Source organism: bacterium (genome assembly GCA_028820935.1).
GTDB lineage: Bacteria > Actinomycetota > Acidimicrobiia > Spongiisociales > Spongiisociaceae > Spongiisocius.
This window is the reverse complement of the sequence record JAPPHZ010000038.1, coordinates 104,650-121,435: the sequence shown is the minus strand read 5'-3', so window position 1 is coordinate 121,435 and position 16,786 is coordinate 104,650. Positions and strand designations below refer to the sequence as shown.

Here is a 16,786-nt window from a genome sequence, read left to right as displayed (position 1 = left end):
AACTAGCAACTAGCAACTAGCAACTAGCAACTAGCAACTAGCAACTAGCAACTACGTTGTGTAGTCGGCGTTGATACGCACGTAGCCGTCGGTCAGATCGCACCCGTACACGGTGAATGAGCCCGTCCCCGGAGAGCGGGAACCGTCCCCCGGCACGCCAAGGTTGACATGGATGAGCACCTCCGGAGACGCCAGGTACCGCTCCAGCTCCTCCAGCACCATGGGGGTGATCGGCGCCGGGTACACCTCTGTCGGGCCGAAGCGGATGGTGATCCGCTCCGCCAGGATGTCATCCTCGTAGCACTTCCCCACCGCCATGGCCACCCGGCCCCAGTTGGGATCACGGCCATGGACCGCGGTCTTCACCAGGGGTGAGTTGACGATCGACTTGGCCACCCTCTTGGCCTGGGCATCGTCCCGGGCGCCGTCCACCGTGACCACGATGAGCGTCTCGGCGCCCTCTCCGTCGGCCGCCAGCTGCCTGGTCAGGTCCAGGCAGACCTCGTCCAGGGCGGCCTCCAGGGCGGCCCCGTCCACCGGTCCGGCTTCGCCCGAGGCGAGCACGACGGCCATGTCGCTGGTCGAGGTGTCGGTATCGATGCTGAGGGCGTTGAACGTGCGGTCCACCACCCGCCGGAACACGGCATCCAGGGAGGCCGGATCGACGGCCGCATCCGTAGCGATGACCGCCAGCATCGTGGCCATGTCGGGCTCGATCATCCCCACCCCCTTGGCGATACCCACCACCCGAGCCGGACCGGCCTGGGCGGCAGCCACCTTGGCGTGGGTGTCGGTGGTCATGATGGCGGTGGCCGCCGCGGTGGCCGAACCGGGCTCATCGAAAGCGCTCGTCTCGCCTGCTTCGAGGCGGCGCATGTAGGCGCGGATCTTGTCCATCGGATACAGCACGCCGATCACGCCGGTCGAGGCGATGATCACCTCGGGTGTGTCACAGCCCACCACCCGAGCGGTCAACTCGGCCAGTTCCGCCGCATTCGCATCGCCCACCGGGCCGGTGGCCACGTTGGCGTTCTTGGAGAGGATCACCACCGCCCGCGCCCTACCGTCGGCGACATGCTCCCGGCTCAGCGTGACGCTCGGCCCCGAGAACCGGCTCTTGGTGAAGACGCCGGCCGCCGTCGTGCCCGGCGGGGCGGAGAGGATCATCACGTCCTCGGTCCGGTCCTTGATCCCGATGTTGCCGGTATGAAGGCCGAACCCGGACGGGAACGCCACTTCCCGGACCACGATCCCCAGCGCGTTCCCACCATGCGGGTTGGCCCGCATCGCGCCGGCCCCCGGAGTATCGGACGGAGAAATACCCATGACGAGCAAGCATGCTAGACCGGATCGACCCGGTCGAAACCGGGCACATCCGCCGGGGAGGAGCGGAGGGTGTGATCCTACGTGTAAGGAGGCGGACTCACGGACCCAGTGCGGTGACGGGAGCGACCGCCACGCCGTCTGCGCGTTCGTATCCATAACCGGTGGCGGTGACCACGAGCAGCTTGTCGGGCGGTCGCAGCCCGTCTTTCTCGGCCTTGTCCCGGAACCCGAGCAGGGAGGACGCTCCGTCGTCGATGAGCCGAGCGCCGCCGAGCTTGACCTCCACCGCAACCCACCGGCCGTCGCCGGCCTCGACAATGGCATCCACCTCGACTCCATCGGCGTCCCGGTAGTGCCATACGGCCGTGTCGGCCTCCTGCGCGTAGATGCGCAGGTCACGGACCACCAGCGATTCGAAAAGAAATCCGAAAGTTCGCAGCTCGACTGCCAATCGCGCGGGAGTGGCCCGGAGCCGAGCCGCGGCGAGAGAGGGGTCGACCAGGTTGCGTTTGGGCGCGCCACGGAGCGGTTGGCGTGAGCGGAGGTGGGTAGGCCAGCGCGGTAGGTCCTCCACCACGAACAGCCGCTCCAAGGCTGCCAAATAGGCCGTGGCGGTGGTCCGGTTGACCGGCCGCTCCCCGCCCGTGTCGGCCGAGAGTTTCGAGACCGACGCCTCCGTGGCGACGTTGCGCGACAACGAGGCAACCAGACGGCTGACCCCTACCGGATCCCGGGGTGTCGCATCGACCGCAGAGACATCCGTGCGGCAGATCTCGTCGAGGTAACCCCGGAGCTCTGCCTGGGCCTGCCTCGGGGCAAGCCCGAGCAGGCGGGGCCATCCCCCACGGCATACCGCCTCGACCACGCCATCGAAGTCCACATCAGGCCGTCCGGCGTCGCATCTACCGCCGTCGAGAAGGGCAGCGAGGGACAGCTCACCGGTCGACTCACCCGATTCGAGCAACGACATGGGCCGCATCCGGATCCGGCGGATACGGCCGGCGCCGGAGTGCCTAGTCACGTCGTCTGGCGGTACGGCCGATCCGGTCAGGATGAAGCGACCGGGGCCGGTCCCGTCATCGCAGGCGCCCCTGACGGCATTCCATATTTCGGGGGCTGTCTGCCACTCGTCCAGCAAGCGGGGGTAGGGCCCCTCGAGCAGACGGACGGGGTTCACCGCCGCAGACAGGCGAGCGTCCGGGTCGCGGTCGAACATGACGGCGCTGCGAGAGTGTCGTAGCGCCGTCCAGGTCTTGCCGCAGCTCTTGGGACCGTCTAGGACCACCGCCGCAGAGGTCTCGAGCCCAGCCCGGACTTCGGCGTCGACCAGCCGCGGCAGGTAGCCGCCTGGCGTAAGCCTCCTCTCCATACCCGGTCTGCCCCTTCCTCAGAGCTTCGTCGGCGTCATCCTACAGGTTAGACAGAGTTCATCTTACAGGTTAGACAGAATTCATCCTACAGATTAGACAGAGTTCATCCTACAACTCAGACGGATTCTGTCCTACAGGTCAGAGGGATGTGCGCGGCCTCTACAGGTTGGAGAGGCGGGCCAGCTCGCCCACCAGGCGGTCGTAGGCGCCGGTGGCCACCGCAACGGGAATCAGCACCGCCACCACCTTGAAGCCGGTCTTCACGCGAGGGCGCTCCAGGAAATTGGCAAAACCTGCGTCCTTCGCCGCCCATAGGTAGATCAGCGCGGACGGAACCATCACCCCGGCCAGGTACAGGGCCATCGGGAGGACCGCGCCGGCCGGCTCGGCCAGGCCGCTGGTCAGGACCGAGCCGAGTTGAGGACCGACGCAGGGCACCCAGGTGGCGCCGGCGAAGGCCCCCACCAGGACGGCGCCGCCCGATCCGGCCCGGAACCGTCCGGCGGTCAGGGCCAGACCTGCTGCCAGGACGGCGGCTCCGCCGAGCCGGTGGTCGAGCATCAGGTTGACGCCTGCCAGCGGAAGCCAGGCCAGGAGCACGGTCCCCAGATAGAAGAGCCCCAGCACCTCGGCTCGCTCGCCCCGCCTCCGCAGGCCGAGGAGCACCAGGGCCATCAGCAGGATGGAATAGGAACAGGGCAGGAGCGCGGACCGGAGCGCCTCGACGAGGAGGCTCACGGAGCTTCGGCCAGAAGCGCCATCACGGTGTCCTCCAACGCCCCGTAGGCGCCCTCACCGATGTGATCGAAGCGCACCCGGCCCAGGCGGTCCAGCACGTAGGTGCGGGGCCAGTAGGCGGGTGATCCCTGCCACTCCCGGAAGGTCCGGCGATCGGTGTCCAGCACGACGGGCCAGGTCACCCCCAGCCGGTCCATCGCTTCGACTATGGCGTCCACCTCCTTCTCGTAGGCGAACTCGGGGGAATGGATGCCGACTATCTCGAGGCCCTGGTCCCGGTAGGCGGCGTAGATGTCCTGGGTAAAGGGGAGGCGGTTGCGGCAGTTGTAACAGCCGAAGGTCCAGAACTCGACGATCACCACCTTGCCCCGCAGCTCCTCCAATGAGGTCACGTCCGACTGCAGCCAGCCGTCGATGTCCTTGAGAGGCGGGTGTTCCTGCCTCAGCACGGGCGGCGGATCGATCGGCTCGGTGACCGCCAGCGCGGTCGTTGCCACGGGGGCTTCGGTGCTCGGCGGGACGGTGGTGGTCACCCCGGCTGCCGTGGTCGTGCCTTCCGCCGCGGTCGTACCGACCGTGGCCGGAGCGACGCTCGGAGCGGACGTATCCGGGGAATCACCGGCCGCGGTCACTTCACGGTCCTCGAACACCAGCCGCGAAACTCCGATCGCCACCACGAGCAATGCGAGCACGACCGCCACCGCGACGGCCGCACTCCTCCGGGGTGGAGGGGCTTCCATCAGCCGTCCGCTCCAGACCGCCCACCGCGACCGGCCCCCTGAGCGGGCGCGACGGGGGTCGCTACCGGCGGACCTCCTCGGCTCGAGTGACCAATGGGAAACAGCAAAGGCGTGGCGCCCTCCTCGGTGATGCGATCACGTTACCGGTTCCTGCAGTTTGTGTTACCCGGCCCGCCAGGACCGTGATCGGGGATTAGGCAACGCGGAATCGGCGTGCCAATATCCGGCGCCATGCGACCAAATCCACTTCGTTCCAAATGGGCGGCGGGCCGGCCTGCGCTGGGTAGCTGGGTATCGATTCCCAGCCAGCTGGTGGCGGAGGCGGTAGCCGCCAACGACCTTGATTATGTAGTCATCGACTGCCAGCACGGATTCATCGGCTTCGACGACACGGTCCGCATGCTGGCGGCGCTGAACACAGGGAGTGTCACGCCGATCGTGCGGGTGCCGGAACTATCAACGGCCAACATCTCCCGCGTTCTTGACGCCGGGGCGATGGGAGTCATCATCCCGATGGTCAACTCGGTCGAGGAGGCGGCCGCGGCCGTCTCGTACACCCGCTTTCCTCCGGTGGGCGTCCGCAGTATCGGCGCAGGCCGGGCGCTGATCACCGAAGGCGCCGACTATTACCAGCGCGCCAACGAAGAGGTGGCCTGCATGCCGATGATCGAGACCATGGAAGCCATCGCCGATCTGGACAACATCCTCTCCGTTCCGGGTATCGATGTGGCGTATGTCGGGCCCTCGGACCTGGCCGTGGCGATGGGCTTCCAGCCGGGTACCACCGCCCAGCCGTTCCTGGACATGCTCGATCACATAGTGGAAGCCTGCAATCGCCACGGCGTTCGTCCCGGCATCCAGGCAACACCCGGTACGGCGGCGGACCGCGTGGCACGGGGATTCCAGATGGTGACGATGGTGGTGGACCTGCCCGCTCTCCGAGCCGCCCTAGCCCGGGGCATCGCCGACGCCGCCCTCACCGACGAGGAACGCTCCCACCCGGCATTGTATTAGTCGCTGGTTGTTAGTTGGTGTTTACTAGCTGCTAGATGATGATAAGGGGTCCGTGGCCAGAGGCTACGTCGATGCTCCCAGCCCGAGAGCTCTCACCAGGAACGTGGCCATCTGCGCCCTACTCACCGCCACATCCGGACAGAACAAGCCACCATCGGAATCACAGCCCGCGGTGATACCGGCCTCGGCAAGACGATTGATCGCATCCTCATAGACAGAACCATCATCATCCACGAAGAAATCACCCGTCGCCGGCGGCAACTCCAAACCCCGGCTCAAGAAGACCGCCAACTGCGCCCTACTCACCGCCACATCCGGACAGAACAAGCCACCATCGGAATCACAGCCCGCGGTGATACCGGCCTCGGCAAGACGATTGATCGCATCCTCATAGACAGAACCATCATCATCCACGAAGAAATCACCCGTCGCCGGCGGCAACTCCAAACCCCGGCTCAAGAAAGCCGCCGCCTGCGCCCTACTCACCGCCACATCCGGACAGAACAGGTCACCGCTTTCGGCGGTGCCGCATCCCTCCATGATCCCGGCGGCGACGATCCGTTCGATGTCGGACCGGTGCGCGCTCTCCCGGATGTCGATGAACACGTCAGACCGGGCCGGCGGAGCCGTGCCGCGCACTCTCTGTCGCGGATCGGCAGCCACCGCATCGTGGCCCAGTACGGCCTCCAGGCCGGCGACCAGCCCGATCTTGGCCCAGCCGGGCCGCAGCGCATCGGCGGGGATGCTGATCCCGTCCGGACCTGCATCGCCGCCGATCACCGAGTACCCGAACACCAGCTCAGGCGTGCCCGAACCCGACTCGTACAGGGCGACCCGACGATCGTCTCCTACCCATAGGTTCAGGGTAGGACTGCCACCGTCGCGGAACACGACCACCGGCGAGTCGAAGGTCACGGTGACCATCACCTTCTCCCCGGCCGCGTATGCGGTCCCGTCCAGGGGTTCCGACGTGATGGCCACGCTCGCGACGCGCGGGCGGATCGCCGAGACGGCGCGCCGCGCGACCTCGGCCGGCAGCAGGCACGACGGCAGGTCCATGGTGACCTCGGGCCCGATTCCCCCGGTGACGCTCCGGGAATGGGGGGTGAACCACCTGAGGGTGGTGAGCTGGAGCACGCCGACCAGCCTGCCCTCAGGCTCTAGGTGATAGGAGGTCTGGCCGGTGTTCTTGCCGAAGGTCGTCCGACCGACCACCGTGACGCGACCCTGGTCGTTGAGAGCGCCGGTCACCATCTCCGAGGCCGAGGCGCTGCCGCCGTCCACCGCGATCACCATCGGCAGGAGGGTGGGATCGGGAGAGATCGCCCTACCTCGAGCCCTGACGGTCTCCACGCTATCCCTGCTCCACAAGTGGACGATCGCCGACAGGTCCGGCAGGAAGGCGCCGGCCGTACCCACCGCCGAGTCGATATACCCGCCAGGGTTGCCGCGCAGGTCCAGCACGAGGCCGCTGATAGGCGGATCGGTCAACTCGCGGAGCACCTCTGCCACCGCGCCGTCCGCCGTGGAACTGAAGACGTCGAGCCTGAGATATCCGATGTTGCCGTCCACGACCATCCCCCTGGCCACCGGTATGGCCAGCCGCGCCGCCCTGATCGTCCCGCTCAGGACCACATCCCGCCGGACCGTGATCGACACATCCTCACCCGCCGCGAACCGGTCAAGGCGGGACACGTCCGCGCAACCGAGTTCGGCCGGGAACCGATCCCCCAACTCCAGGAGCTCGTCGCCCACCATGAGACCGGCCCTCTCGGCCGGGCTTCCCGCATACACCTCGGCAACCACCGGCCGGCAGGTGGCCGTCACCGTCAGGCAGGGCCGGCCGTCCTCCACCAGAGCGAACGCGACACCCAGACCGCTGGTGCCCCGGTTCTCGAGGTTCGTCCGGAACCGGTTGTACTGCGCGGCGGTCAGGTAGCGGGAGTTGCGGTCGAGCGACCCGGCCATCCCCCGGACCGCCTCCCCGACCGCCGCGGCGGTGTCCTGTGTCCGATCGATCGCCTCGCACACCTCCTCGAACTCGGAAGAGGGCAGCGGGCATGCCGGTGGTTCCCCATCGGTCCGTTCGGCGAGGCCGGCCTCTCTCACCCGCTCGGCAGCCGCCGAGGCGAGTTCCTGACCGTCGACCCCATCCACGTAGTTGTTGGTGATCAACCTGTGGACATCGCACAGCACCAGGAAGACTGCCGGCGCCTCTTGGCACGTCACCCGGCCTGCCGGGAGGGCCTGGGCTCCGTCTCCGCCATCGGTCTGGGCGGTCCGCGGCAGGCTCCCCTCGGGCTCCGCGGATGCTGCAAGTGGTGCGGGAACGAGCAGGGAAAGGACGATCACGGCGGTGACCAGGTAGGCCCCGGAGCGCTTCCCCGCAACTCCGGATGGCTTCGTCACCGATGGGTACCGGGTCGACACACGCTGACGATAGTCCTCTCCGGGTGGTATGCCGGCATCGCCTCGAGCCGCAGCTGCTTGCCCGCGGCAAGAAGCCGGGGCGGATTTGGCCCTCCCTGACGCCGTTAACCTCTCGCCGATGAAGTCGGACCTACCGTCGGCCACGGTCGAGCGCCTGCCGCGTTACCTGCGATGCATAGAGCGGCTACCCCCGTCACAGGCGACCATCTCCTCACGCGAGCTGGCCCGCCTCAGCAATCTGACCGCCGCCGGGGTCCGGCGGGACATCTCCTACCTCGGAACCTTCGGGATCCGCGGCGTCGGGTACCGGGTCAAGGAACTCAACGACCAGATCCGCCACGCCCTCGGCCTGACGGCCGACCGGCCGGTGGCCGTGGTGGGCATCGGCAATCTGGGTTCGGCGCTGGCCAACTACACCGGCTTCGGCAACCGAGGTTTTCGCATAGTCGGCCTCTACGACGCCGCCCCCTCCAAGATCGGGACCCGCCTGGGCGGGGTGGAGGTCCGCCACATCTCCCGGCTACCCGGCGATGCGCGGGCCACGCACATCTCGGTCGGGATCATCGCCACCCCGGCGGGGGCCGCTCAGCAGGTGGCGACCATGCTGGTCGAGGCCGGGGTGCGCTCCATCCTGAACTTCGCCCCCACCGTCCTCCAGGTACCCGACGACATCCATCTGAGACAGGTGGATGTTGCCACCGAACTCCAGATCCTGGGCTACTACATTAACTAGTTGCTAGTTGTGTAGAAGTGAATATCATACTTACTAGTAATCTATATCCGAGACTAGAGACTAGAAACTAGAAACTATTCGCGTTCTTGATCGCGTTCATAGCGGTGGAGAGCCACCACGAACATGGCGAAGAGGATGGCCGAGGCGGCTGCGAACGCTCCGGGGATGATCCGGATCTCGAAGGCGTTCAGCCCTTCGAAATCGACCGGGCGGGGCCCTCGGGGGGCATAGAGGACGAACAGGATCGAGTTGATCGTCGTCCAGCCGAAGATGCCGGCGCCCGAAACCAGGATGGCGAGACGCTTGCCCAGGTTCGTGTACTGCAGGAGGTAGACGCTCCCGAAAAACACGAGCACGGCCGCGATGGTCAGCACGATCCCGGTGAACAGCAGGTTCTGCGAGAGCAGGGCTCGGAACAGCTCGCGCATCGTCAGCCCCCCTCGGCCAGGTACTCGGATCCGTCCAGGGTCGCCCCCCTCAGGTACCGGACGATGAGATCAAGGTCCTCGGCGGACAGGACCATGCCGAAGCCGGGCATCCGGCCCGAGCCCACACCGTTGACCCCGTAGCCCTCACCGGAAGTCGACCCCGCGGCGATGAACTCGTACATGTCCTCGCCGGTCAAAAACTGGGTTAGCGCGCGACCACCCCTCAGAGACGGTCCCAGCGCTCCGGAAGCCTGGAGCTGCTGGAAGGCGGGACCGGCCGAATAGCCGGCCGTGTGGCAACGGGCGCAGTAGGCGTTGTAGAGGTTCACCGCCCGATCCGCCGCGACGGCGTCCCCGCCCAAGGAGGCATCGGCCACCGCCTGGACATCCACCTCCCAGCGGGCCTGTCGGGCCGCGTTCTGGAGGAAGCCGAGGCCGAACTGCGCTTGCTCTCCCAGGACTTCCTGGTTCTGGAAGGTGATGGTCAGGGATGTCGCTCCCGATTCGAGGTCGCCCACCGATGTGGCAGCCGAGGTGGCGTCACCGATCCCGATCAGGGTCTCGGCGTTGCGGGGGTCGAGCGTGACCGCCGTGGCCAGGTATCCGGCTGCGTGCGCCTCGGCAAAGATGGCGGTCAGGCCGGTCTCGGTGACGTCGGACAGGCCGTCCCCGTCCGTGTCGATACCCTCGGCCGCGCCGTCCAGCAGGTACCGGGCGCGCCCCGCTATGTCGCCGAGGGCGGCCGAGGAGGTCCCGGAGGTGCGGATCGTCTCGATCAATTGCTCCTGCTCCGCGATCTGGCCACCCACCACGTCGGCTGCGCCATCCCGCCTGCTCGAGGCGCCCGCCACCAGACCTCCCACCTTGAGCAGAGCCTCGGTCTGGCTCACCTGATGCGACTCGATGTAGTTGAGGAGATCGTCGATCTGCTGGCTGTTGAGAGGGCCCCCGCCGTCGAGACCCCAGGGCGGCATCGGCGTGTTGGCCCGGCCGTATGTGATCCAGAACCGGGCCTCGTCCCGGTTATAGCGGTAGAACAGGTCGTCCAGCGCAGGCGACGCCCAGCCGGCCACGTTGACCTGGGAACGCTCCTCCAGGAAGGAGGCCACCCCGCCCGCCAGGTTGGCGCCGTGGCAGTCGCCGCAGCCGAACTCCAGCCACACCTCGTGGCCCCGGACCAGGGAGCCCTGGTAGAACTCGTCCACGAAGCCCTCCTGGCGGTCCAGCTCGGTGAGGTAGTAGATGGGCATGGCGAGGGTGAGAAACCCGGCGGTGACAACTGCCCCGACCAGGGCTCGATCGAGCCGCCTGGTCTCCATCTCGTCGTCGGTCTGGGAGACGGACAGGTTGGCAGGCACCGGATCCTGGCGGTCGCGGCGCGATCCCGACCCCACCAGGTAGGCGAACCAGGCGATCGCTCCCAGCGCAACTACCGTGACGACGAGGGTTGACACCGGCTATACCGCTGTGGGGGAGTTCAGGGCGATGCAGGAAGGGCCCTGGGGGTACTGCACGGTCTTGGCTATTGCCCGGGCCGACTGGATGATGGTGCCGGTCTTCACGATGAGACGGCCGTTCTGGTCCTCGACCGCGAACCGGTCCAGGTTGCGGGGGGCGGGACCGGCCTCGTACTCCCCCACGTAGTTGTACTTGGAGCCGTGGCAGGGGCATTCGAAACCCTGGGAGGCGTCACACCACGGCACGCGGCAGCCGAGGTGCACGCAGCGCTGGAAGAGGGCGGTCAATCCACCTGCCACCACCCCCGAGCCCTCGAACTGGGAACGGGAGATGTCCGACTCGGCGAAAGGCACGATGTAGGCACGGGCCTCGGGCACGAACTTGGGCAGGATGGAGCCGTCGTTCAGAACCACCTCCGTCTGGAGGTCGGCAATGGCTCCCACGTCGATGTCAGACCCGAAGCCGCCCGACAGGCGGGGCCAGAGGAAGGCCAGGTAGGAGATCCCGTTCAGGCCCACGAAGGCGCCGAAGGTGGCCCCGAGAGCCCTGGTGAAGAACTGGCGACGGTTGACGCCGGCCTCCTGGGGGGAGAGCTCCTCCACCCGCATCACCTCGACCGCCTGCATGGCCGCGACGGGCTCCTCGGACTCCTCCTCCGCGGTGGTCACCGCCGTCTCGGTTACCTCCACCTCGTGGTCGGCGGCGACCTCGGCGGGCCGTACCACCACCGGGGTGGCCAGGGCCGACCGGTCCGCCTTGCGGGTCTCGCGCGACAGACCTGATCTCCACGACCGGGCGGCCCGGCCCGGGGACTCGCTGCGGCGGTAGGCGATGACGAATGCGCCCAGCACCCCCACCAGCACGATGGCGGAGAGGGCGACGATCAGCAGCTGGACTGTTGTCATTCGAAGTGCACCCAGTCCTTGAGATCGTCGAACCAGATCCCGTCCGCCCATGGGTAGGTGAAGTTGAATCCGGGCCCCCTGAACAGGGTTCCCAGCAAGGTCAGGGTGGCCGAGCCGGTCAGGAACAGGGTGAACAGCATGATGGCGAACTTGCGGTCGGAAGGCTTGGTGGAGGGATTGCGGTCCACGTAGGGAATCGCCATGAAACCCAGCAGCCCGGTGATGGTCGGGATGATCACACCGGCGACCTGGGGGTCGTAATAGGACAGGAGCTCCTGCAAGCCCAGGAAGTACCAGGGCGCCTTGGACGGGTTGGGCGTGGCGTTGAAGTTGGCCAGCTCCAGCAGCGGCGCCTGGAGGATCACCGACAGGACGATCAGCACCGCCGTTACCACCATCAGGGCTGAGAACTCGGCAATCATCAGGTGGGGCCAGGTGTTGACCTTGTCGGTCGGCGTCGCCTTCACCTGCTGGATGGCCTTGGCCTTTACGACGGTGAGAAGGCGCTGGGGCCGGACCCCTTCAGGGACCTCTTCGGGCGGCGCCACCGGACGGAGCGTGACCTGGGTCGCTCCCCCGCCGTTGTCCGAGACCGGTGGCGGAGCGGCGGGCGGGGCGGCGGGCGGGACCACCTCCGGGGTCTCCGTCGCCACCCCCACCGCTACTTCTTGCTCCGGTGGGTCAGGCTCGGGCCGGGGCGGTGCCGGAGGGGCCGGTGGGGCCGCCGCCGCGGGAGCGGGCTCAGGAGCCGGTGCGGGCTCAGGAGCGGGTGCGGGCTCAGGAGCGGCAGCGGCCGGAGGGGAGGCGGAAGGGGGCGGGGCCTCACCCCGCATCTCGGCCAGGACCTGCTCGACCGGGACACCCAGCGCCTTGGCCTTCGCCTCGGCCGAGCGTCGGAGTAGATGGTCTGGTATCTGGGCCATGGGCGCCTCAGCCGTCCTTCCCGGGCAGGCCGGCGGCGGCACTCATGTCCGGGACGGCGGTCGAGAAGACCGCCGTGGGCCGGCATCCGGCCTTGAGGTCCCTGGTGGGCGCGTGACGGGACACAGCAATGGTCATCGAGCCACCCCTACAGCGGTCCCGAGATGCCGCCGTCCTTGCGCACCCTCCAGAAGTGCACGGCCATGAAGATGACTATCACGAACGGTAGGAAGAGGACGTGCAGCACGTAGAAGCGCAGCAGCGTGTTGCCGGTTACCTCGATACCCCCCAGCAGGGCGAACTTCACTTGGTTGCCGAACATGGGCGTGAAGCCCGCCATGTTGGTTCCCACCGTCACCGCCCACAGCGCCAGCTGATCCCACGGCAGCAGGTATCCGGTGAAGGAGAGCAGCAGGGTGAGGAGCAGGAGGACCACGCCCACCACCCAGTTGAACTCCCGGGGCGGCTTGTAGGCGCCGTGATAGAAGACCCGGGACATGTGGAGGAACACGGTCAGCACCATGAGGTGCGCGCCCCAACGGTGCAGGTTCCGCACCAGCGAGCCGAAGGCGACCGAGGTGGAGAGAGCCTCGACATCGATGTAGGCGGCCGGGGCGGTGGGCCGGTAGTAGAACATCAGGAATATGCCGGTGATGGTCAGCAGGATGAAGAGGAAGAAGCTCATCCCGCCCAGGCACAAGGTGTAGGAGAGCCGCACCGCATGGCGCTTCACCTTGACGGGATGCAGGTGGTAGAGGACGTTGTTCATGATCACGTAGGACCGGTTGCGGGGGCTGTCGCTGTAGCCCCGCTTGAAGGGCGATCCGGGACGGAACATCGACTCCCAGAAGGGGCTCGCCCGGAAGGCGTCGGCCGCCTCGCCGACCCGCTCCCTGACCTTCAAACCGCCGTTGAGCATCCGCTTTCCTCCGCTCTACCAACGCATTCCGTAGGTGTACCCGTTCTTGAAGTCGCGGGCACCGGTATCCAGATCCCATGGGGCGCGCTCCACCAGACCGGCGTTCATGGCCGTGTCCGACACCGAACCCTCGAACTTACCGAGGGAAATGACATTGGTGGGGCAGCGATCGATGCAGAGCGCGCAACGGGTGCACTCGTACTCGTCCACCACGAAGAAGCCCAGGTTGTCGGCGCTGTCGGACGGGTGATCCACGTCGTAGGCCTCGTCGATGGCATCCAGGGATAGGTAGTGGATGCACTTCCACGGGCAGATGTCCACGCATCCCTCGCAGAGGATGCACTCGGATTGGTTTATATGGAGGAACTGCTTGGGGCGCACCTGCGACTGGACGTAATCGGTATCGACCATGACCAACTGGTAGTCGTCACGGAAGGGCGGGGTCTCGAACCAGACCTCAGACTTCGCCATCTACTCGGCTCCCTTGACCAGCGGACGTCCGTAGGGTGAGACCGCATCGGTGCGTGGTTGCGGCATCGGCCCGCCGAAACTCTGTATCCAGCGGGCGAACAGGATGATAAAGGTCAGCGCCCCCATGTTGTAGTTGATGGAGATGAAGTCCTTGATGGCGCCCCAGCTGATGCCGACGTTGTTGCCTAGCACGAGGGGCGCCCAGATGGTGAAGGCGTCGTTCTGCTCGGTCCAGTTGAGCGGTCCCTGGGCCAGGTTGAGCCACTCGGAGGCCACCGTACCCAGCAGGATGACCAACTCCATCATGGCGAGGAAGGCCGCCAGCGCGGCCAGGGACCAGGTCATCCTGCGTCCGAGGAGCACGGCGACGGCGACACCGAGCAGCATCAGCTGGCTCCCGCCGAACGCCACCAGGTGGCCCAGGGCGAACCAGGGCAGGCACCAGTCGCCCCCCGAGATCAAGCAGTCCCTGGGCACCCACCCGAAGTAGTCCACCCGGACCTCGAGATCCACCGGGGTCTGCGGTAGGTCGGGGTTGATGACCGGGGTGGCGGCCACCGTACGCGCCTCCCGGTTGTAGGTGACCGAGTCACCGGCGCCCAGGCCGGCGGCGCTCTCCGTGCCGATCGTGACCGTCTCTACGGAAGGGAAGTTGGCGTAGTGGTTGAACCAGATACCGAGCACGAGGGTGAGGAGACCCACTATGAACAGCCCCCAACCGGCAAGGGCACGCTGCGTCCCGCTCATCTGCCGGAGCATCCGTTGCACCATCTCGGTAGTTCGCCTCCGTATCGTCTCGACCCGCGGCCGGCCCGACACCGCTCCCACTCACCTCTGATCCGCCGGATGGCGCGGCAACGGGTTCTGCCGATCAGGCCTCCCCATTGTGGCAGAAAGGCGGGCTCTCCCTAAACCCGCAGGCTACAGCGGAACGGGCCTGTCGCCGTCACGACGGGGCGCCGGGGCGCATCGGACGGAGAGGCGACCGAACCCCCTCCACACAGCGTTTAATCTATGCGGGTCAGGCAGCGATGAGGTCGCGAAGGGTATCGGATTGACACAGGACGACTCCACAACGGACCGGGGCTCGCTCGACCACCTCGGGGCGGATCGCCGGGAGCGGGCGGCGTCCGGTCTCATGGCCGTAGCCTGCCTGCTGCTCCTGGCCGGCGCCGGATTGCTGGTGCTGATGCTCATCAAGCTGGCGATCCCCACCCTCTTCGCCGATAGCCAGTTCCTGGCGTACGGGCGCCTCCGGCCCGCCGCCATGCTGATGCTCGTCTACGGATTCGGAGGAACCCTCACCCAGGCAGTGGCCTATTACCTGATCCCCCGCCTGGTCGGCGCCCGCATGCCCCGCCAGCGGGAGGCCCTGCTCGGCGGCATCGCTTACGCCGGACTGGTGACCCTCGGTGCGCTGGCGGTGCTGTTCCGGGGCCCGTCGGGACCCGAACTCGCCGAATTCCCCCCGATCATCGACTGGCTGATCGCCGCCCTGCTGCTCCTGCCCCCGTTCCTGGTGACCTCGATGCTCCGCCACCGCACCGAGGAGGGGGCCTTCGTTTCCACCCTCTACGTCCTGGGGGCGGTCTGGTGGTACCCGGCCTTGCACATCACGGGCAGCATCCCCGGACTCCAGGGTGTCGGCCCGTTCCTGCAGGCCGGCCTGGTGGCCAACGGGCTGCTCTGGCTGGCCTTCCCGGCCGCCGCCCTGGGAGCCGCCTACTACGTGCTGGTCAAGGAGAGCGGCCGGCCGCTGTTCTCCGGACCCCTCGCCCGGGCCGGATTCTGGACGCTGGCCGGCACGGCGCTGCTGGCCACGCCCACCAGGTTCCTCGGCGGCCCCGCCCCGGGCTGGACGGAGACGGTGGCGGCCGCCGCGGCCATGGGGTTGATGATCGCCGCGCTGGCCGTGATGACCAACCTCGGCCAGACGCTGTCGGGCGACTGGGAGACGGCCCGCCGGAGCGTGGTGATCCGGTACCTGATGGTCGGAGCGACCGCCTACACCCTGGTCACCGTCCTCACCGGCCTGTCCGGCTTCCGGTCGGTCGCCGCGGTGGTGGGCCTGACCACTTGGCACGAGGGCTTGATTATCGGAACGGCTCTGGTGGCCGTACCCGCCCTCGGGATGGCATTCGTACTCCATGCCTTCCCCCGGACGACAGGAAGGGACCTCGCCAGCGAGGCGCCGGCCGAGCGGGGGCTCCGCCTGCTGACCTGGGGCGGCGGCATCACCGCCGGGGCGTTCGTGGTCGCGGGGCTGGTGTCGGGGATCACCTGGAACTGGGCCAGCGCCTCGGGTTCGCGCCTCAATGCGGGGGCGGGATTCGCGGACACGTTTGCCGAGGTGGACGTGATGTTCACGCTGGGAGCCCTGGCGTCGGTGGTCGCCCTGGTGGGGATCGCCCTGATGGTGTGGACGGCCCTGGGGACCTACGTGTCAGGGACGGCCCGTCCGGTCGAGATGTTGGTGCCGGTGGAGCCCCGAGACGATGAGTGACCTGCTGACTGCCGCGGCGGCCGCGCTGGGAGCGCCCGAGGACCTGGTGGAACGATCGGCCCAGGCCCGCGCCGAGGCCGACGGGACCACCTACGAGGCCGTACTGTCGGCATGGGGCGGCGGCGCTCCGCTCCCCGCGCCCTCCGCCACTCCAGAGCCCCAGGCGCAGCCCGCCGCCACCGCTCCCCCCGCGGCCCCTCCGGCGGCGGTCGCTCCCGAGCCGGCGCCCGCAGCCGTGGCAGTCGCTCAGGCGGCCGTATCCCCGGCGCCGGAGTCCCGACCTGCTGCGCCGGCGCTCAGCAAGGCCACGCCCCGCCTGGCGGGCGTGCGACTGCATCCGTTGCGGACCTGGGTCATGATGGCGGGCCTGTTCGCGATCGGGCTGGTCATCACGCTGATCGGCCCCTACAACACCGGAGGAGACTTCCGGCACGTGGTTCCCGACGCTCCCCTGTCCGCCCTCGGCCACGAGGGCCGGGCCGTCTACTCGAACCAGGGATGCGGCTACTGCCACACCCAGCTGGTGAGACCCGTCCTGGCCGACGTCGGGCTCGGACCGGTAACCGAGAGCTGGGCCAACTCGCTGGAGACCGACACCTTCGGGGTCCAGCGGATCGGTCCCGACCTGGCCCATGTGGGCAGCCGGCCGCCTTACGGGGGCGACGCGGGCCCAGTGACCGCCGACGAACTCATGATCCTCCTGTCAACCCCCGATAGCGTGTTCGCGTCCGGGAACCATCCCTCCTACGCGCATCTGTCCGAACAGGACCTGACCGCTCTCGCCACCTACCTGTCGGAGCTGAAGTAGTCATGGTTCCTCGGTCCAGCCC

17 protein-coding genes are annotated in these 16,786 nt (G+C 67.7%); 4 read left to right on the top strand and 13 right to left on the bottom strand.

Going from position 1 to position 16,786, the window contains the following annotated elements; genetic code table 11:
- Nucleotides 1-51: 51 nt before the first annotated feature.
- The 4 genes from argJ to OXM57_11680 all read right to left on the bottom strand — a co-directional run bounded on the left by argJ (nucleotide 52) and on the right by OXM57_11680 (nucleotide 4,174).
- Nucleotides 52-1,287 carry a bifunctional glutamate N-acetyltransferase/amino-acid acetyltransferase ArgJ gene (argJ, locus tag OXM57_11695; GenBank protein ID MDE0353342.1) on the bottom strand — a complete coding sequence of 412 codons (1,236 nt, stop codon included), beginning with the start codon at nucleotides 1,285-1,287 and terminating at the stop codon, nucleotides 52-54.
- 136 nt (nucleotides 1,288-1,423) lie between these two features.
- Nucleotides 1,424-2,695, bottom strand: a complete 1,272-nt coding sequence (locus OXM57_11690; protein ID MDE0353341.1) for a DUF4143 domain-containing protein — start codon at nucleotides 2,693-2,695, stop codon at nucleotides 1,424-1,426.
- A gap of 160 nt (nucleotides 2,696-2,855) precedes the next feature.
- Nucleotides 2,856-3,434 carry a hypothetical protein gene (locus OXM57_11685; protein MDE0353340.1) on the bottom strand — a complete coding sequence of 193 codons (579 nt, stop codon included), beginning with the start codon at nucleotides 3,432-3,434 and terminating at the stop codon, nucleotides 2,856-2,858.
- Nucleotides 3,431-4,174 (bottom strand): redoxin domain-containing protein, encoded by a 744-nt coding sequence (locus tag OXM57_11680; GenBank protein ID MDE0353339.1) that lies wholly within the window; start codon nucleotides 4,172-4,174, stop codon nucleotides 3,431-3,433. Before OXM57_11680 ends, OXM57_11685 begins: the two co-directional genes overlap by 4 nt.
- 231 nt (nucleotides 4,175-4,405) lie before the next feature.
- Between OXM57_11680 and OXM57_11675 the strand changes: the two genes are divergently transcribed.
- Nucleotides 4,406-5,188 carry an aldolase/citrate lyase family protein gene (locus OXM57_11675; GenBank protein ID MDE0353338.1) on the top strand — a complete coding sequence of 261 codons (783 nt, stop codon included), beginning with the start codon at nucleotides 4,406-4,408 and terminating at the stop codon, nucleotides 5,186-5,188.
- Nucleotides 5,189-5,251: 63 nt separating this feature from the next.
- On the opposite strand, the gene OXM57_11670 is transcribed toward OXM57_11675, so the two are convergent.
- Nucleotides 5,252-7,597, bottom strand: a complete 2,346-nt coding sequence (locus tag OXM57_11670; protein MDE0353337.1) for a S41 family peptidase — start codon at nucleotides 7,595-7,597, stop codon at nucleotides 5,252-5,254.
- Nucleotides 7,598-7,736: 139 nt separating this feature from the next.
- Between OXM57_11670 and OXM57_11665 the strand changes: the two genes are divergently transcribed.
- Complete coding sequence (locus OXM57_11665) at nucleotides 7,737-8,351, top strand: redox-sensing transcriptional repressor Rex (protein ID MDE0353336.1); 615 nt, start codon at nucleotides 7,737-7,739, stop codon at nucleotides 8,349-8,351.
- Between the two features lie 74 nt (nucleotides 8,352-8,425).
- On the opposite strand, the gene OXM57_11660 is transcribed toward OXM57_11665, so the two are convergent.
- From OXM57_11660 to OXM57_11625, 8 genes are read right to left on the bottom strand one after another with little or no spacing between them, the layout of a single operon-like run.
- Nucleotides 8,426-8,779 (bottom strand): sugar transferase, encoded by a 354-nt coding sequence (locus tag OXM57_11660; protein MDE0353335.1) that lies wholly within the window; start codon nucleotides 8,777-8,779, stop codon nucleotides 8,426-8,428.
- Between the two features lie 2 nt (nucleotides 8,780-8,781).
- Nucleotides 8,782-10,233, bottom strand: a complete 1,452-nt coding sequence (locus tag OXM57_11655) for a c-type cytochrome (GenBank protein ID MDE0353334.1) — start codon at nucleotides 10,231-10,233, stop codon at nucleotides 8,782-8,784.
- Between the two features lie 3 nt (nucleotides 10,234-10,236).
- Nucleotides 10,237-11,142 carry a Rieske 2Fe-2S domain-containing protein gene (locus tag OXM57_11650; protein ID MDE0353333.1) on the bottom strand — a complete coding sequence of 302 codons (906 nt, stop codon included), beginning with the start codon at nucleotides 11,140-11,142 and terminating at the stop codon, nucleotides 10,237-10,239.
- Nucleotides 11,139-12,065 carry a hypothetical protein gene (locus OXM57_11645; GenBank protein ID MDE0353332.1) on the bottom strand — a complete coding sequence of 309 codons (927 nt, stop codon included), beginning with the start codon at nucleotides 12,063-12,065 and terminating at the stop codon, nucleotides 11,139-11,141. Before OXM57_11645 ends, OXM57_11650 begins: the two co-directional genes overlap by 4 nt.
- A 7-nt stretch (nucleotides 12,066-12,072) precedes the next feature.
- On the bottom strand, nucleotides 12,073-12,201 hold the full coding sequence (locus tag OXM57_11640; GenBank protein MDE0353331.1) for a hypothetical protein: 129 nt from the start codon (nucleotides 12,199-12,201) through the stop codon (nucleotides 12,073-12,075).
- 10 nt (nucleotides 12,202-12,211) lie between these two features.
- A complete protein-coding gene (extP, locus tag OXM57_11635; GenBank protein MDE0353330.1) occupies nucleotides 12,212-12,982 on the bottom strand; it encodes a selenite/tellurite reduction operon b-type cytochrome ExtP in 771 nt (256 codons plus the stop codon).
- Nucleotides 12,983-12,997: 15 nt separating this feature from the next.
- Nucleotides 12,998-13,453, bottom strand: a complete 456-nt coding sequence (locus OXM57_11630; GenBank protein MDE0353329.1) for a 4Fe-4S binding protein — start codon at nucleotides 13,451-13,453, stop codon at nucleotides 12,998-13,000.
- Nucleotides 13,454-14,200 (bottom strand): hypothetical protein, encoded by a 747-nt coding sequence (locus OXM57_11625; protein ID MDE0353328.1) that lies wholly within the window; start codon nucleotides 14,198-14,200, stop codon nucleotides 13,454-13,456.
- A 307-nt stretch (nucleotides 14,201-14,507) separates the two neighbouring features.
- On the opposite strand from OXM57_11625, the gene OXM57_11620 reads away from it, so the two are divergent.
- Nucleotides 14,508-15,956 (top strand): cbb3-type cytochrome c oxidase subunit I, encoded by a 1,449-nt coding sequence (locus tag OXM57_11620; GenBank protein ID MDE0353327.1) that lies wholly within the window; start codon nucleotides 14,508-14,510, stop codon nucleotides 15,954-15,956.
- Nucleotides 15,949-16,764 carry a cbb3-type cytochrome c oxidase subunit II gene (locus OXM57_11615; protein ID MDE0353326.1) on the top strand — a complete coding sequence of 272 codons (816 nt, stop codon included), beginning with the start codon at nucleotides 15,949-15,951 and terminating at the stop codon, nucleotides 16,762-16,764. The genes OXM57_11620 and OXM57_11615 overlap by 8 nt, the downstream gene beginning before the upstream one ends.
- Nucleotides 16,765-16,786: the final 22 nt, after the last annotated feature.

What these genes read in the sequence shown, in the direction of transcription:
- OXM57_11665 (MDE0353336.1), top strand. Translation starts at nt 7,737, where the DNA reads ATGAAGTCGGACCTACCGTCGGCCACGGTCGAGCGCCTGCCGCGTTAC.
- OXM57_11675 (MDE0353338.1), top strand. Translation starts at nt 4,406, where the DNA reads ATGCGACCAAATCCACTTCGTTCCAAATGGGCGGCGGGCCGGCCTGCG.
- OXM57_11630 (MDE0353329.1), bottom strand. Translation starts at nt 13,453, where the DNA reads ATGGCGAAGTCTGAGGTCTGGTTCGAGACCCCGCCCTTCCGTGACGAC.
- OXM57_11650 (MDE0353333.1), bottom strand. Translation starts at nt 11,142, where the DNA reads ATGACAACAGTCCAGCTGCTGATCGTCGCCCTCTCCGCCATCGTGCTG.
- OXM57_11615 (MDE0353326.1), top strand. Translation starts at nt 15,949, where the DNA reads ATGAGTGACCTGCTGACTGCCGCGGCGGCCGCGCTGGGAGCGCCCGAG.
- extP (MDE0353330.1), bottom strand. Translation starts at nt 12,982, where the DNA reads ATGCTCAACGGCGGTTTGAAGGTCAGGGAGCGGGTCGGCGAGGCGGCC.
- OXM57_11660 (MDE0353335.1), bottom strand. Translation starts at nt 8,779, where the DNA reads ATGCGCGAGCTGTTCCGAGCCCTGCTCTCGCAGAACCTGCTGTTCACC.
- OXM57_11690 (MDE0353341.1), bottom strand. Translation starts at nt 2,695, where the DNA reads ATGGAGAGGAGGCTTACGCCAGGCGGCTACCTGCCGCGGCTGGTCGAC.
- OXM57_11625 (MDE0353328.1), bottom strand. Translation starts at nt 14,200, where the DNA reads ATGAGCGGGACGCAGCGTGCCCTTGCCGGTTGGGGGCTGTTCATAGTG.
- OXM57_11640 (MDE0353331.1), bottom strand. Translation starts at nt 12,201, where the DNA reads ATGACCATTGCTGTGTCCCGTCACGCGCCCACCAGGGACCTCAAGGCC.
- OXM57_11680 (MDE0353339.1), bottom strand. Translation starts at nt 4,174, where the DNA reads ATGGAAGCCCCTCCACCCCGGAGGAGTGCGGCCGTCGCGGTGGCGGTC.
- OXM57_11645 (MDE0353332.1), bottom strand. Translation starts at nt 12,065, where the DNA reads ATGGCCCAGATACCAGACCATCTACTCCGACGCTCGGCCGAGGCGAAG.
- argJ (MDE0353342.1), bottom strand. Translation starts at nt 1,287, where the DNA reads ATGCGGGCCAACCCGCATGGTGGGAACGCGCTGGGGATCGTGGTCCGG.